Consider the following 15,618-nt stretch of genomic DNA (forward strand, 5'->3'; position numbering starts at 1 on the left):
GCGGACCTGGGCCCGGTCCACGCCTTCCGGTATCTTTTAAAAAGGCAATGCCGCTCGCACCCGGTAGTACAGGTCGTAAACCGAGTCGCCCAGCAGGTGATCGTAGGGCTGGCCGACGCCCACGGCGTGGGTGAACCGCAATGGACCCAGCCGCAGGCGGTTTTTCACCTCGGCGCCCAGCCCCAGACGCGCCGTCTGACTGCCCATCCAGGGCTCCCATACCTTGCCCGCGTCGGCAAAAAGCGACAGCGTCGTTTGTCCCATTCCAATAAAACCCAGCACCTGCGTATTCAGCGAGCCCATCAGGGGCACGCGGTACTCCAGCGAGCCGAAGGCCACATGCTTCCCAGCCACAAACTCCCGGTAGCCGCGCACCCGCTCCACGTGGTTCTCAAAAAGGAAACCCACCTCGTCCGGCAGTGGAAACTGAATCTGGTCATAGCGAGAAAAGCCTACATAATTCTGCGGAAGGGCGTCTCCATACTGTCCCGTATATCTCCCGTAGACAAACAGCCGGTGCATGCCCAGGGCCGGCAGCACGGCATAGGCGCTCAGGTCGGGCTGCAGGTAGGAGGTGTCTCCGCCCAGCACCCCGGCGGCGCCGAGGAGGGTGAACTTGACGCCCGTGCCGTCGAGCGGATGAATGCCGTTGCCCTCCCACGGCCGCTGGTGTTTCCAGGCCCAGCCCAGCCGAAGGTCAGCCTGCTCGGCCAACACGGGCGGGGCCACGTCCCAGCGCCCCGCCCGCAGGGGATCGGTTTGAACATAACGCAGCCGCAGATTGAGCGCCGAGCTGTGGTAGCTTTTCCAGGTGAGGTTCAGCGGCCAGGTGGCCGAGACCTCCCCGCCGGCATGCTCCTCCACCAGGAAGTCCCCCTGGTACCAGCGCGCGGCGGCCGGGGTGCGGTAGACCGAAAAATCGAGCGTGGGCTGCAGGGTGTTGTTCACGTAGGAGACCACCCCGCGGGTGCCGTCCAGCGGATCGGCCAGCGAGAGGTAGCCCCCGCCCACCAGCAGGTGCTTGCCCAACGGCTCCGTAAACGACGTGAAGCCCATCAGCCCGAAATCGCCGGGATTCTCGTACCAGGGCAGCCCGAAGGTGACCCCGTGGGTGAGGTTGGCCAGGGCGTTGTAGTCGCGCCGCCCGGTCACCAGGGCCGCGTCCTCCTCCACCTCCCAGGGAATGATCTCCGGGGGAAGCTGACCGCGCCAGGAGCTGTTGGGCAGGCTGCCCGGCAATGGAGGCTCGGGTGAGGTCGCCGAAGCGTGCACCTCCCAGATCGCCTCGCGGCTCATCGATTCCGTGCCCTTCACCCAGATGCGTCCCTCGCTGTGGGACGAATCGGGCGCCAGCCAGGCCACGGCCTCCGCCCCCGTAAACTGATCGGTCACCCGCCGGGTCTGTCCGCTCTCAAAATCGTACACGAAAACATTGGGCACCTCGTCGCGCAGGGAGGTGAAGGCCATCTCACGGCCCGAGGGACTGATCACCGGACGGCGGTTGTCCGCTTCCCCCTCCCCTATCGTACGCGTGCGTCCGGTGGCCACCTCCCGCACCACCAGGCGGCGGCTGCCGTCGGCATCAAACAGGTGGTAAACCAGCTCGTTGCGGGGACGGTTCCAGGCCAGGTGCACGATCTGCACGTCCCCGGTATAGTCGGTCAGCCGCTCCTCCGTCCCGTCCGACATGCGCCGCAGCCAGATGTTGGCCGTGCCGTTTTCGCCGGCCACGTAGACGAGGCTGTCACCCTCCGGCCCGAAGGCCGGCCAGCCAAGACGTCCCCTGTGGGTGAGCCTGCGCTCTTCATCCGCTTCCAAATCGTACAGGAAAAGATCCGGCCGCTGGGAACCATGCTCGCCCCGCACCGTGCGGCTGTAGGCCAGGATGCGTCCATCGGGACTCCAGGCGAGGTCCGGCGACACGGCGCCCTCCGCCAGGGCGCGCACCGGCTGCGTGGAATCGGCCGGCACCAGGTAGAGCCGCGGCACGGGGCGGCGGTCCGACGGCACCGAAAGCACGGCGGCATCGCCCATTGGACTTACCGCCAGGTCGCGGATCCACGTGCCCGGGATGCGGTCCACCCGCTCCAGGGAGTCGAGGCGTCCCATGCCCCCGGCCAGGGTGTTGTAGTAGATGTTCACGTGCTTGCGCCAGTCGTCGTAAAATTCGCTGTAGCTCTTGCCGATGGTGGCCTGCAGGGATTCCCCGAAGTCGTGCACCGGCAGAACGCCCAGCCGCGTCTGCCTTCTGGAGAGCAGCTCCGCCAGCGTGGTGTCCCCGTAGGACTCCGTAAAGTATCGCAATTGCGAGTTGCCCAGGGCGTAGCGCAGCCGCCCGTCGAAGGTGGACGAGCCGCTGTAGTCCATGTCGTCGTCAAAGACCGCGCGCCGCAGCCAGCGGTCCCCGCGCTGCGAATCCCATTTCTCGGTCTCGTACTGGGCCAGTCCCTCGGTGAAGAAAGCTCGGCGTGGGATCCCCCACCAGGTACTGCAGCAGTCCAATGCCCGTGCGCGTGGCCTGGAAATGGAAGATGTGCGCCAGCTCGTGGGCGATCACCTTCCGCAGCCACTTCTCCCCGCCCGTCCAGGTGTCCGCGTAGTCGTTCACGTGCACCCAGATGCAGGTGTAGCCGTTGCCCAGCGGAACGGCGAATCCGTTGCTGATGGCGTCTTCATCCGACAGGTAGATGCGGATTTTATCGCCGAAACTTACCTCCAGGTTGGCAGCCAGCGCGGCGTAGGAGGCCTCCGCGATGGGCGCCGCCTTCGCCTCGATGCCCGCCAGGCGCGCCGGGTAGACGATCTCGAAGTGGGACGTCTCCGCCACCTTCCAGTCCAGCTCCGGGTGGTTGCGCCCGTTGCGCGAGCCAAATCCCTGGGCGTGCAGCAGCTGCGGCAGCAGGAGGGCTGCCAGCAGGAACAGAAATGCCATGCGGGGGCGGTCGGGTGAGCTGCGGAAAAGAGGAATGGATTTCATCACTTCATCCGTTAGATTGGTATAAAATTGAAGATGCGGGGCAATCCCTAATTACACAAACCGTATTTTGGCCGTGCAAATCCATACCATCATCATGCGATGGGATGAACCTGCCGCCAGAAAGCCTACGAAACCGAGAGCCCTTATGTTATGAGCACCTGGACCCTCCCCTCCGTCCCGCCGCACGACTGGTTCATCAGTCTGGACGTGGACGCCTACTTCGACCACGAGCACGATCCGGAGATCATCTTCGAGGAGGGCTTCACGCGTCCCATTCCCGTGGGCGACCGCGACGTGGTGATCACCTCCTTCTTTAACGGGGAGGTGGACAGCCCCGAGTTCCACATGGAGAGCGCCGAACCGCTGGACAAGGCAGGGATCGCCGAGGCCAACCAAAGCCTGGCCCGCATCTTCGGCACGGAACTTGACCTTCGTCCCCTCTACGACCGGGCGGCCGACGACCCGGTGCTGGGACCCAAGCTGACGGAGTTCTACGGGCTCAAGCGCATGGCGCGGGCAAACCTCTTCGAGGATACCCTCAACCGCATCGTGGAAATGCGCCTCTCCCACAAGCCCACGGCCAAAAAAATGGTCTATCGCATCCGGGAGAATTACGGCACCATGCTGCAGTACCGCGGCCGAAGCTACCCCGCCTGGCCGCGTCCCCACCAGCTCATCAAGGCCTCCCCCATGAGCATCCGCAAACTGGGTCCCACCAAACGCAAGGGGGAGTACATCATCGGCTTCGCCGAAGACCTGCTGAGCGGCGAGCAGGAGATGAAGCAGCTTGAAAACTGCGAGCCGGGGGAATTTTACGAGCGGATCTCCGAGGTGCGCGGCGTGGGACCCACCTCCGCCCAGCAGCTCATGCTCTTCCGCGAGCGCACCGACGCGGTTTTCCCCAGCCGCAAGAAGAAAGGCGAGGAGAAGGGCCTGCGCAGGTGGATCATCCTGAGCTACGGGGGCGACCCCGCCGACACCGGCGAGGAAGAATTCGGGGAGATGATCGCCAACTGGGAAGGATACGAGGCCGCGGCCTTGGAATTCCTGTACGTGAATTACATCATGGGCGAGAAGCGGAAAGGGTCCTCCTGACCGCCGGTTTATGAATCTCTTTTGGACGTAAAAAGCTCCATATACTCCCTGAAGAGATAGACCCTATTTCGCTCATTGCCGGTAATCTCATCAAGAATTCCCAGATCCTCGAGGGAAGTGATCAGCGTATAAGCCGTAGGCTTAGATACGTCGGCCGCCTCACCCACCTGGTCGGCCGTAACAACGGGTCGTTGGAAAAGTCGGTGAACGACTTTTTGTGCATTGCCTGCCCTGCTACCTAATGTTTGCAACTTCCTGTCCACCTCATCCTTAAGTTGCAAAATACCGTCAAGGGTAGCGATCCCACTTTCGGCTGTTTCAATGACCCCGGCAAGAAAGAACTTGATCCATTGGCCCATATCATCTCTTTCACGGACTCTCATCAAATTATTAAAATAGGTCGTTCGATTTCGCTCAAGAAAATCCGATAGATACAGCATGGGTTTTTTCAGAATATTCCTGCTGACCAGATAGAGTGTGATAAGCAATCGCCCAACCCGGCCATTCCCGTCCAGAAAAGGGTGTATGGTTTCGAACTGGTAATGTACGATCGCAATTTTGATAAGATCGGGAATATCGATTTCCTGGTTATGAATAAATTGCTCCAAATCGCTCATCAGATCAGGAATATTCTGATGCAGCGGTGGAACAAAAAGGGCATCGTCCAATGTAGCACCCCCAATCCAATTTTGAGAGCTGCGGAATTCTCCCGGCTGCTTGCGCTCACCTCGGACACCCTGCATTAAGACTCGATGCGTCTCCCGGATCAGCCTGGTGGAAACAGGAAGGTGCTCAAGCTCTGTGATCGCCCTGTTCATGGCTTTTATATAATTCTGTACCTCCTCCCAATCGTCCCGCTTTTCCGGGGAAATATGTTCCTCGTCCATAAAGGCTTCTTCCATCCTCGTCTGGGTGCCCTCAATCTTGCTGCTCTTTGTAGCCTCCTTTGCTACGTGGGCACTTATGAACAGATCGATATTGGGAACGTACTCGGAGTACATGTCAAGGCGACCAAGCTGCCTGTCCGCCCGGCTCAACAAACTCATTACCTTCATATCCCTTATCTGCCACTGCCTATTGATGGCATTGGGCTCAAAACTCCGGTAATGGTCCCTTTGTAGATATTTACCAGCTTTAAATGAGTCCATAGAACTTAATTATACAAATTCTTATTTAAGATATTGAACAATAATTTAACTAAGGGTGCGCTCTAATAAAGAATTGGCCTAAGATTATTATTACGGGTGGATACCATACAGTTATTTTGTATATATTTAGGGCTTAGGAGTGAGACACAACGTTAAAAACAAAACGGAAGGGCTATCGGAAGTTCAGTAACGTTCAATAACAGCACCAGCCGCGAATTCGGCCGTACGGTAAAGAAAAGGGTCAACGAATATTTCGAGGAGAACGGCATCTCCAAGCACGCCAATACGGAGATGGTCGTCAAAACAGTGATCCTGCTCACTGTTTTCTACGGCTCCTATGCCCTGATCATATCCGGGCAGCTGTCGCTCAACGCCATGTGGTTCCTGTGCTTTATGATGGGGATCGGCATGGCCGGCATAGGCTTCTCCATCTCCCATGATGCCCTCCACGGGGCCTACTCCTCCAACAAGACCGTGAACCGGATGCTGGGCTTTACCTTTGACCTGATGGGGGCCAACGGGTATATCTGGAAAATCACCCACAACATCATCCACCACACCTACACCAACATCCATGGCCACGACGAAGATCTGGAGGTGGCGGGCTTCATACGCCTCTCCCCCCATGACGAGTACAAACCCATCCACCGCGCGCAGCATATCCTGGCCTTTTTAGCCTACAGCCTGGCCTCCTTCTTCTGGGTGTTCATCAAAGACTACAAGTACTTCCTGCAGAAGGACCTGGGGCCCTACAAGGACAAGACCCACCCGGTCAGCGAATGGATCATCCTCTTCGTGACCAAGGCCATCTACTACACCTACATGCTGGTGCTGCCCATGGTATTGCTGGACATTGCCTGGTGGCAGCTGGCCATCGGATTTGTCACCCTCCACCTCACGGCCGGCACCATTCTGGGCATTATCTTCCAGCTGGCCCACGTCGTCGAGGAAACCGAGCATCCGGAGCCCGACGAGGATAACATGATCGATGAGCACTGGATGATTCACGAAATGGTGACCACCAACAACTTCGCACGCGAAAACAAGGCCCTGTGCTGGTTCGTCGGGGGACTCAATTTCCAGATCGAGCACCACCTCTTCCCCAGGGTCTGCAGCGTCCACTACCCCGAAATAAGCTATATCGTCGAGGACACAGCCAAGGAATTCGGCATCCCCTACAACCACCACGAAACCTTCTTCGAAGCGGTCGCATCCCACTACCGCACGCTCAAGAAGTTCGGGGACCCGGATTTTTCCTATCCGGAGGACTGGGCAACGACGGGATAGGGCTCAGCTCCTGAACGCCTTTCGATAGGTCTCCTCCAACATGGCCACTTCTTTCTCCGTCAACGCTTTAAACTCCCTGGTCCGGGCACGTTTTGACAGTTGACCCTCGTTTTGCCGCAGAAAACCGATAAGGTTTTCCATCTTTTTGTCCGGCATATCAAAATGCTCGGTTATAACCTTTCTGAGCTTGTCATGGCCTTCAAGATACCTGACTTCCTCAGGCAAGATATTCCGTACCGTTTCGTCAACACATTCATACAGAAACTCCGCTTGCCTGGTCGCATCAAAATAGCGGTAGAGATCAATCGTATCATTCAGCACCTCTACATTACCGTCCGGAGTTGCCTGCCATTCAATGAAATCAAGACGGGGTTTGGACCAGGATTCCAACACCTCTTTATACTTGTCCATACGGTCAAAGATTACCGCTGATACAGGAAAGACCAGCCCCTTGGGGGCGAAATCCTTTTGGGCCAGAACATGGTGAATGATATATCGATGCACGCGGCCATTACCATCGGCGAAGGGATGGATAAATACAAAGCCAAAGGCAATGAGCGCGGCTGCCAGAACAGGATCATAGTCACTGTCGACAAGTGATGAATTAGCATCCAGGAGGCCTTCAACCAACAGGAGAACATCCTGCCATCGGGCAGAAATGTGATCCGGGAGTGGCTTGCCCGTCACGCGATTATGAACACCGACAAATCCTCCCTCTTCTCGCCAGCCCATTTCTACAAACCGATCGTCTTCAATAACCAACTCCTGAAGACGCAAGAGCTCATCTTTTGTGAGATCAGTCTGGCCGGCCTGACCGATAGCCTTCCCCCACCGCCGGACACGATTTTCAGGGGGCGATTCACCCTCAATGGCAAACGATGCCTTGGAGTCTTTCAGCAACAGAAAGGCCGCTGCCCTGGATAACATATCCGGGTGCACCTCCCCGATTACCTCTTCAGCCTTCTGTGCTAATTCTTCACCACGAAACTGCTCGATCATTTTTGTCCGCCGGACCAGGGGACAGAAATCACTGTTCCCTGGCAGGTTATCCCAGACCCTGTGTCGCTTGGATCGTTGCCTGGATCCGGGATATTGCAATTCGGGATCAAGCGCATCTACATAATTGCCCCTTTTGACATCAGCCAGCTCAAGCTTCCCACCTGTCAGCCACTCATAAAAAAACCATATACGCCTGCTGTACTGACCTGTTGGCTGATCTTTGACAATCGTTTCAATCTCATCCTTATCAACCGTTTCGAACAGCTTTTTTAAAACAAGAAGATCCAATGCCTCGTATTTCAGAGCAAATACGAGATGGCCATACAACGAAGGATCGGGTTCCTGTACCGTTTTGTATACCTGCCACTTGCCTTCCTTGTAGCTTCTGTGCTTCTCGCTAACCGCCGACATCGTTTCCGGCAAGGGCACCACCAGTCCATATCGAGAAATCAAGGCACTGTATCCAGCCAGCTTCATACCGGTTTCAGGGAGGGTATAATTCCTAAAAACCGTTATATTTTCTTTAAAACGATTACTATCAGGCATAATTTACTTGTATCAATTATCAATTTGCCTAATTACAATATCACTAATTTTGATTACTTTTTATAAATAATGTTTATATATAAGACATATTTTCCAAATTGATTACCTATGCTTTGTATTTGTGGCTTTGAGTACCAGGCTCCTTTTGCTAGTTTGTGTGCAGCATCAAGAAAGCCAGCAGGCTTACCAACCGACCCGCTCGAGGCACGGTGGTCAAATGATGTGGGATGATTCCAAACAAACGAGTCCCGCCTTTCTCCTTCAGGCCGATACCATCATTGTCACCGAATTCACCGACCGCGGCAAGCCGGGCGATGTTGTGGTTTTTGAGGAAGGGATGAGCAGGGATGAAGCCGCTGAAAAGCTGAACATCCGGGAATCCGACCGGTTTGGCGACACCAAATGGTTTATCTACCGTCATACCTTTTCCGTTGACAGGCTCCTGTCAGAGGAAGATTCTGGCCACGCACGTTAGCACTCCCCCTCTTATGACGGTTGCAACTTGCAGGCTGCATCAATTCCAAGTATAATGAAATCTTAAGGATGGCAGCATTTATGCCGGTAACCGTATAAAAGGGTCCCGTAAGGTATGGATGTGCAATCGATTGACTTTCTATTTGAGGAGAATCCCAATCCGATGTGGATCTACGATCCCTCCGACCTCTCCATCAAGCAGGCCAACCAGGCCGCCAGCGAACTCTACGGCTACTCGATGGAAGAGCTGGAATCCCTGACCATCGCCGACCTGCGACCCGAAAGCGAGATCCCCAAACTCAAGGAAGAGCTGGCCAAAAAGGCCGATGCCTTCAACAACGCCGGCCTCTGGCAGCACCGGAAAAAGAACGGGGACCCCCTTTTCGTCCGCGTGCTTTCGCACCCCGTCTCGGAAGGCGACCGCACCTACAAGCTGGTCACCGTCCACGACGCCACCAACGAGGTGCAGTACCAGCGGGAGCTGGGCATGATGCTGGAGAACAGCCTGGACGGGATCATGCTTTCACGTCCCGACGGGCGCATCCTACGGGCCAACAAGGCAGCCTGTAGCATCCTGGACATGACGGAGGAGGAGATCATCCAAAAAGGTCGTGAGGGGATCGTCCACAAGGACGAAATGTTCGAAAAGGCCCTGCAAAAGCGGAAAAAGACAGGCTCCTATTCCGGCGAACTCACCTTCCTTCACCGCTCTGGTCGGAAGTTAACGGTGGACCTGAGTACCTCCGTCTATGCCAACCTGCAGGGCGAAAAGCGCACCAGCATCGTATTTCGGGACGTCACCGGGCGCCGGGAAACCGAGCAGCAGCTCAAGGAGAGCCTCAATCGCTTTCACTACGCCACCAAGGCCACCTACGACGCCATATGGGACTGGGACCTGCGCAGCGATTACATTCACTGGGGAGAGGGCTTTGAAAACCTCTTCGGCCATGACCTGGAGAGCCTGCCGGAAGACTCCAGCTCATGGACCAACCACATCCACCACGACGACCGAGAGTGGGTGTACGACAGCATTCGGGAGGCCATCGAGGGTGACCACAGCCGCTGGTTTGAGGAGTACCGCTACCGGAAAGCCGACGGCAGCTACCGCATGGTGGAAGACCGCGGCTACATCATCCGTGATGAGGATGGCGAAGCTGTACGCATGATCGGTGCCATGCGCGACGTGACCGAGCGCCGGGATCTGGAAAAGCTGCTGGACCAGGCCTACTCGCTGGCCCGTATTGGCGCCTGGGAGGTAGACATGAAAAACGGCCAGCTCTACTGGTCGTCCATTACCCGGCGCCTGCACGAAGTGGAGTCCGATTTTGAACCTGACCTGGATCAGGGAATTAACTTTTACAAGGAGGGGGAGAGCCGGGAGACCATCCGCAAGCTCTGGAACAGGGCGATCGAGGAGGGTACGCCCTGGGACGTGGAGCTGCAAATCGTCACCGCCAAGGGGAACGTGCGATGGGTGCGAACCAAAGGCGAGCCCGTGATGGTGGACGGGCAGTGCCGGCGGGTCTACGGCATCTTCCAGGATATCAACGAGCGCAGGCAGGCCCGCGAAAAGATGCTGGAGGCCCTGCAGGAACGGGAGCGCATCCTCGAGCGCATCACCGTGGCCTTCTTTGCCGTCGACGAAAACTGGACCGTCACCTACTGGAACAACCAGGCCGAGGAGATCATCGGGGTCAGCCGCGAGGAGGTATTGAACCAGAACCTGTGGGAGCAATTCCCGGAGGCAAAGGAACTTGCCTTTTTTAAAGAGTACGAGCGCGCGCTCAAGGAGCAGACTCCCACCTCCTTCGAGGAGTACTATCCTCCCCTGAATGTATGGCTGGAAGTCAACAGCTATCCCTCGCCCGACGGACTGAGCGTGTTTTTCCGCGATATTACCGACCGCAAACAAGACCAGCTTGACCTGGAAAAAGCCTACCGGGAGAAGGAGACCATCCTGGAGAGCATCGGTGATGGCTTCTTTACGGTCAACGAGGAGTGGACCGTCACCTACTGGAACAGCGCGGCCGAGCACCTGCTGAAAACGCCCAAGGATATTATTTTGGGCAAAAACCTCTGGGATATATTCAACGACGCCTCCGACCGCCCCTCCTACGCCAACTACCACAAGGCCATGGATGAGGGCGAGCCGGTGGAATTCAGGGATTACTACGAGGCCCTGGACCGCTGGTTCGACGTCAGCGCCTACCCCGCCGAGGAGGGCATCTCTGTCTACTTCAAGGACATCACCGAACAGAAACAGCGGGAGGCCCAGCTCCAGGAATCCCTCAAGGAGAAGGAGACGCTGCTCGCCGAAGTGCACCACCGCGTCAAAAACAACCTGGCCGTGGTCTCCGGCATGATGCAGCTGCAGGCCTTCGGGGAGGAAGACGATACTGTCCGATCGAAGCTGCACGACAGCGTGGGCCGCATCAAGACCATGGCCCTCATCCACGAGCTGCTCTACCAGTCGGAGAGCTTCTCCCGGCTGGACTCTTCCGAGAACATCGAAAAATTGGTGGAGGAGATCGCCCGCTCCCACGGGCCCTCCGTCGAGCTGGACGTCGAGTTTGAACTGCAGAAGGTGGAACTCAATATCAACCAGGCCATGCCCGTCTGCCTCATCGTCAACGAGGTGGTCACCAACATCTACAAACACGCCTTCGAGGCGGGCGACAGTGGAATGCTGCGGGTGTCAACCGGGACCGGTACCAGTGCCAGTACCGACCAGACCTTCCGGCTTGAAATTACAGACGACGGGAAGGGTCTGCCGGACGATTTCCCGGAATCCGCCGAAAACGGCTCCCTCGGCCTCCAGCTCATCGACACCCTCGCCGAGCAGCTGGATGCGGAGTACCGCTACCGATCCGGCGGCGGCGAGGACGGCGAGGACGGCGAAACGGTCTTTTCGCTTACCTTCGAAAAAACGGACGTCAGGGGGCCTTCGGCGACAGGGGTGTTGTAGGGGGAAACCTACACACACGCTGTCACTCATCACGAAGCGCCAGCTCATCGTCCCAGAATCCAGCTCAAAAAAAAGTCCCTATACGGGCCACGCCTTTTCGGGCAAATTTTCCGGGTCTGAAATTTGAGAAAAAATCACAAATCCAGGGATCCCAATCGTCCCTCAGATGCACGAAGGCCCCGTAGGCCAAAAGAACATTGTGATAAAATCACAAAATGGAGGTATCGATTTCGGAGCCCAATGGGGGTGGCGACAGACTCACCAAATCGGCAAATACTTGCAAATTTTTCGCGAAAGTAGGAGGGGCTGTAACAAATACAATTCTAGGATATGCGTCGGCAAAATTCCAAAACCAGTCCTGACACATCAGCTCGCAACTCTTCGTCATCTGCCTCCTCCCCACCAAGAAACCGATCAACTTTTTGGGGACCAATACTATCAATGGCAGAAAAATCAGATTCCAAATATTCTATTGCTTCTCGAATTATTTCATTTTTCGGGAGCTTGTCTATCCGCTCAACAATATCGTCCAGGCCGTCAGGCCAATGGGCAAGTGTATAATGCAAATCATAGGCATCCTTCGGTTCTCCTCGGGAATGAAGGGCCAATGACTTTAATATGACAAATGCACCGGGCCCACAGACCCATATTCGCCTCGTTGCATGATCTCCTTCCGGTGTTTTACCCTCCAATTCGAGCACTGCAAAATCTCTGAATGCGAATTCAAGACCAGGGGTGACCACAGCAGCGAAATCACCTTCAAGATCCTGGAGGGTACCTGCCTCGTCTTCACCAGATGCCGGAGGTATAAGAAAATCAATGGTCAGTTCATTTGAGGGAGTGGTCCATCTCTGTCGGGTAGGATTTCCAGTTTCCGTTACATCATTTTGCAAACCTGCTTGCCGCAGTCGTTTTGAAATTTCCTGGTAGTATTTCTTTTCCAGGACAGCAAGTTCAATGCCCAGATCCAGGTCCGTTGTACCGATATGAATTTCCTTTTCATCAGGAAGGCGTGGATTGATAAGTAACGCCGGAACCCTACCACCCACAACACGTATTCTTGGCATCAGGTCCCCGATACGGGTTGCTACAAGCAAACAAAGCTGACGAAGGGCATCGGTGGTTTCCGATGAATATCCACTTCTATATTGAGGTTTATCCGGCATGCTTTTTAGATATTTGCGAAAAGATTTCAGACCGTGCCTCATCCGACCGTTCGGGCAGATCTCCTAAATCAAGATAGGTTTGGAGAGGACTGACAAACCGGATGTCACGGTAGTTTTCTCCTCCCCACAGAACGCCGGTGTCATTGGGTTGGATCAGCCAGACATTAGCTCCTTTGGGTTCCAGGGACATACCAATCTTACGTAACTCGTTTGGTCCCAAAGGCCGCTGGATATAAGCAGTGACCAGGCGGAAATTGGAAAACGGACTATAATGCCATGCCGATGCCAATCCCGTAAAGGCATTTTCAACTCCAAGGTCTTGCAGCTTTTGAGAAAGAGATTTCACCAACTCAGGTCCGCCATTCTTACTATGAATATGTCCTTTTGTAAGTGAGTGATCGGTAAGAGTGTAATGTGATTGCCATTCATTCAATAATAGTGTCGGATCCTCTATCACTATGGATTGATCCTCGAGCCGATGTACATAATTTTGTTCCTCCAAATAGTTGATAACCTGGCTGACCAAAGCTTTGGAAACATCCGTTTGCTCTACCAGATTTTTTTGATAAAAACGCTGGCTCGAGTTAGAAAGAAGATGTCTCACAATTCTTGAGCTTTTAGGTGCAAAGGGATTCCGCGGCCGGCCACGCTTCTTAAATTGATTTGGTTTACCTTCAATCCTTACATAAAGATTGTTGTGTCTTATGAAGGCATTTCCAGATAAATCAATCCAGGAAACTCCCCCTCCCTCGCAAAGCTTCTTACCAGCGGAAGTCATATAGGGCACGACTAGCAAGGGAACAGCATTCGAGTCAATATCCTTCTTCGCGTTTATAAGGTGATTCATTCCCTGATCTACCGATGCGGAAGTATTTGAGCTTTTGTACTCAATCAAGAATGTGCGTTGGGCTACATGAGCCCGTGCATCCACTTCAAGTGCATCAACTCCACGTTGAACGACTTCAATTTCCGGTTGCTCCTCGAATATGCTTCCAAGAATGGTCTGGGCTTTTTCGAGTGCAATGGTTTCAGAAGGCAAGGACATATCCAGAGATTATGGCTGTTTATCAATTTGGTAAACTACCTGAATATAGCGAACAAATTAATAGTTTGCTTATTACATCAGTTTACACAATCAGTAAACTACTCTAGTTAGCGATCATAAAAATTACTGACCGACATTTGGAATACTAATAGATTCATTCCTCGACCCAATGGGTATTTCCCAGCGGGCCTTTGCCCGAAGCATTGACGTACCAGCCAATCGGTTCAACGAAATCGTTCGTTCTTCTCTCTGGCTTCCCTGCTGCAGCCCTGTTGTGCATAAACCTTCCGAAACGGGGCATCCCCTTTCAGGCGATTTTTCGGTGTCTGAAATTTGAGAATTTATCACAAATCCCGGGATACCAATCGTCCCTCAGATGCACGAAGGCCCGGTAGGCCAAAAGATGATTGTGATAAAATCACAAAATGGAGGTATCGATTTCGGAGCCCAATGGGGGGTGCCGGCAGACTCGCCAAATCGGCAATTCGCAGCAAATTATTTGAAATACTGTAAGGTTCCCTTTCTTGATCAATCATTTAAAATCATTTCTAAGAACATCTTAAATGTTCGCAACTTGCGAACTCTATTGCTATCTTTAAGCATTGTGTAACCAGGGGAAACAATATACTATTGAACGTTATTAGCAGCGCCATGGCAACGGATACCCTGAAATATACCGTCATTCAATCTGAAGAGCAGTACGAGGAATATTGCCAGATACTAGAAAAGCTGGTCTTCGGGGAAGAGTATGCAGATCGCCGGGATGAGATTGAACTTCTAACCCTGCTGATTGAAAACTGGGACGAAAAACAACGTCAGTCTCCGGAGCTTGATCCGGTGGAACTTCTGGAGTCTCTTATGGAAGATCACGGATTGAACCAGACAGAACTTGCCAAGATTTCCGGCGTGGGGAAAAGCTATATATCCGAGATTCTGAATTACAAAAAGCGAATGTCGAAGAAGGTAATCAGGAATCTCGCCAATCACTTCAAAATCCGGCAGGAAGCCTTGAATAAAACGTATCCGCTGAAACAGGCCTGAGACAGCATGGCCGGAATCAGAGCGATTCCGGCCTGTGATAAAATCACAAAATGGAGGTATCGATTTCGGAGCCCAATGGGGGATGCCGGCGGACACGCCAAATCGGCAATCCGGCCTCCGATAACCCATCCGAAACGGGCCGCGCGCCACATGCGTTTAACAGGTGCAAGAGGTATTCCTCCCATACATAATATGCTGCATAAGAGATTACGGTTATGAAAATTTTACTTATTGGCGGAACGGGAACGCTTGGCACTACGGTAGCAAAACGACTCGAAAGCGATCACGAACTTATCTCCGTGGGCCATACTTCCGGGGATCTACAAACGGACATCAGCGACCCTGAAGCCATCAAAAATCTATTCGAGGAAGTCGGCAAGGTCGATGCCGTCGTAGTAACTACGGGATCGGCGCCCATGAAACCTTTAAAAGAAATGACAAACGACGACTTCCTGGAGGGGGTAGAGAGCAAGATGATGGGACAAATTAATGTGGCCCTCACCGCTATGGATTATTTGAATAAGGGAGGCAGCATTACGCTTACCAGCGGTATTTTGTCTGACGATCCCATCCCACAGGGGACCATTTTGTCGACCGTAAACAGCGCCGTCAATGGTTTTGTGGCCGGATCCAACGGAGAATTTAACCGCCAAAATATTCGCATCAATGTTGTAAGTCCCGGCTTGGTTGAGGATTCGGCAGAAGCCCTTGGCGACTACTTTCCCGGACATCATCCGGTGGCCATGGAGCGCGTGGCAACAGCCTACGAAAAAAGTGTGTTGGGACTTGTATCCGGTGAAATCATCAAGGTTTGGTAAAAGGGGCAGGAGTCAATCCCGTGGATGCAGCCGCAATGCAGGGTCACCTGGATGGCT

12 protein-coding genes and 1 riboswitch are annotated in these 15,618 nt (G+C 54.3%); of the genes, 6 read left to right on the top strand and 6 right to left on the bottom strand.

Annotation, left to right across the window (positions count from 1 at the left end; genetic code table 11):
- Positions 1 to 36 precede the first annotated feature (36 nt).
- Entirely contained in the window at positions 37 to 2,367 is a 2,331-nt protein-coding gene (locus U5K31_05500; GenBank protein ID MDZ7772182.1) for a BamA/TamA family outer membrane protein, read from the bottom strand.
- Positions 2,368 to 2,374: 7 nt separating this feature from the next.
- Positions 2,375 to 2,977 (bottom strand): hypothetical protein, encoded by a 603-nt coding sequence (locus tag U5K31_05505; protein MDZ7772183.1) that lies wholly within the window; start codon positions 2,975 to 2,977, stop codon positions 2,375 to 2,377.
- Between the two features lie 150 nt (positions 2,978 to 3,127).
- Here U5K31_05505 and U5K31_05510 point away from each other — a divergent pair, with 150 nt between their 5' ends.
- Positions 3,128 to 4,072: a hypothetical protein gene (locus U5K31_05510; protein MDZ7772184.1), complete on the top strand. Its 945-nt coding sequence runs from the start codon at positions 3,128 to 3,130 to the stop codon at positions 4,070 to 4,072.
- Positions 4,073 to 4,080: 8 nt separating this feature from the next.
- Here the strand turns inward: U5K31_05510 and U5K31_05515 are convergent, their stop codons facing one another.
- On the bottom strand, positions 4,081 to 5,220 hold the full coding sequence (locus U5K31_05515; GenBank protein ID MDZ7772185.1) for a Fic family protein: 1,140 nt from the start codon (positions 5,218 to 5,220) through the stop codon (positions 4,081 to 4,083).
- Between the two features lie 291 nt (positions 5,221 to 5,511).
- Between U5K31_05515 and U5K31_05520 the strand changes: the two genes are divergently transcribed.
- Entirely contained in the window at positions 5,512 to 6,507 is a 996-nt protein-coding gene (locus U5K31_05520; GenBank protein ID MDZ7772186.1) for an acyl-CoA desaturase, read from the top strand.
- Between the two features lie 3 nt (positions 6,508 to 6,510).
- On the opposite strand, the gene U5K31_05525 is transcribed toward U5K31_05520, so the two are convergent.
- Positions 6,511 to 8,052 (bottom strand): Fic family protein, encoded by a 1,542-nt coding sequence (locus tag U5K31_05525; protein ID MDZ7772187.1) that lies wholly within the window; start codon positions 8,050 to 8,052, stop codon positions 6,511 to 6,513.
- A gap of 157 nt (positions 8,053 to 8,209) precedes the next feature.
- Positions 8,210 to 8,303: riboswitch (SAM-I-IV-variant riboswitch) on the top strand.
- On the opposite strand from U5K31_05525, the gene U5K31_05530 reads away from it, so the two are divergent.
- Positions 8,270 to 8,527 (top strand): hypothetical protein, encoded by a 258-nt coding sequence (locus U5K31_05530; GenBank protein MDZ7772188.1) that lies wholly within the window; start codon positions 8,270 to 8,272, stop codon positions 8,525 to 8,527. (Overlaps the previous riboswitch by 34 nt.)
- 114 nt (positions 8,528 to 8,641) lie before the next feature.
- Positions 8,642 to 11,491, top strand: coding sequence for a PAS domain S-box protein (locus U5K31_05535; protein ID MDZ7772189.1), 2,850 nt, complete (start codon positions 8,642 to 8,644; stop codon positions 11,489 to 11,491).
- Positions 11,492 to 11,814: 323 nt separating this feature from the next.
- Here the strand turns inward: U5K31_05535 and U5K31_05540 are convergent, their stop codons facing one another.
- Positions 11,815 to 12,657, bottom strand: a complete 843-nt coding sequence (locus U5K31_05540; GenBank protein MDZ7772190.1) for a hypothetical protein — start codon at positions 12,655 to 12,657, stop codon at positions 11,815 to 11,817.
- On the bottom strand, positions 12,647 to 13,696 hold the full coding sequence (locus tag U5K31_05545) for a hypothetical protein (GenBank protein MDZ7772191.1): 1,050 nt from the start codon (positions 13,694 to 13,696) through the stop codon (positions 12,647 to 12,649). Before U5K31_05545 ends, U5K31_05540 begins: the two co-directional genes overlap by 11 nt.
- A gap of 657 nt (positions 13,697 to 14,353) precedes the next feature.
- Between U5K31_05545 and U5K31_05550 the strand changes: the two genes are divergently transcribed.
- Together U5K31_05550 and U5K31_05555 are read left to right on the top strand one after the other, a co-directional pair.
- Positions 14,354 to 14,743, top strand: a complete 390-nt coding sequence (locus U5K31_05550) for a helix-turn-helix domain-containing protein (GenBank protein ID MDZ7772192.1) — start codon at positions 14,354 to 14,356, stop codon at positions 14,741 to 14,743.
- Between the two features lie 215 nt (positions 14,744 to 14,958).
- Positions 14,959 to 15,561 carry a short chain dehydrogenase gene (locus tag U5K31_05555; protein ID MDZ7772193.1) on the top strand — a complete coding sequence of 201 codons (603 nt, stop codon included), beginning with the start codon at positions 14,959 to 14,961 and terminating at the stop codon, positions 15,559 to 15,561.
- Positions 15,562 to 15,618 lie beyond the last annotated feature (57 nt).

This window comes from Balneolaceae bacterium (assembly GCA_034521445.1).
Lineage (GTDB): Bacteria > Bacteroidota > Rhodothermia > Balneolales > Balneolaceae > JAXHMM01.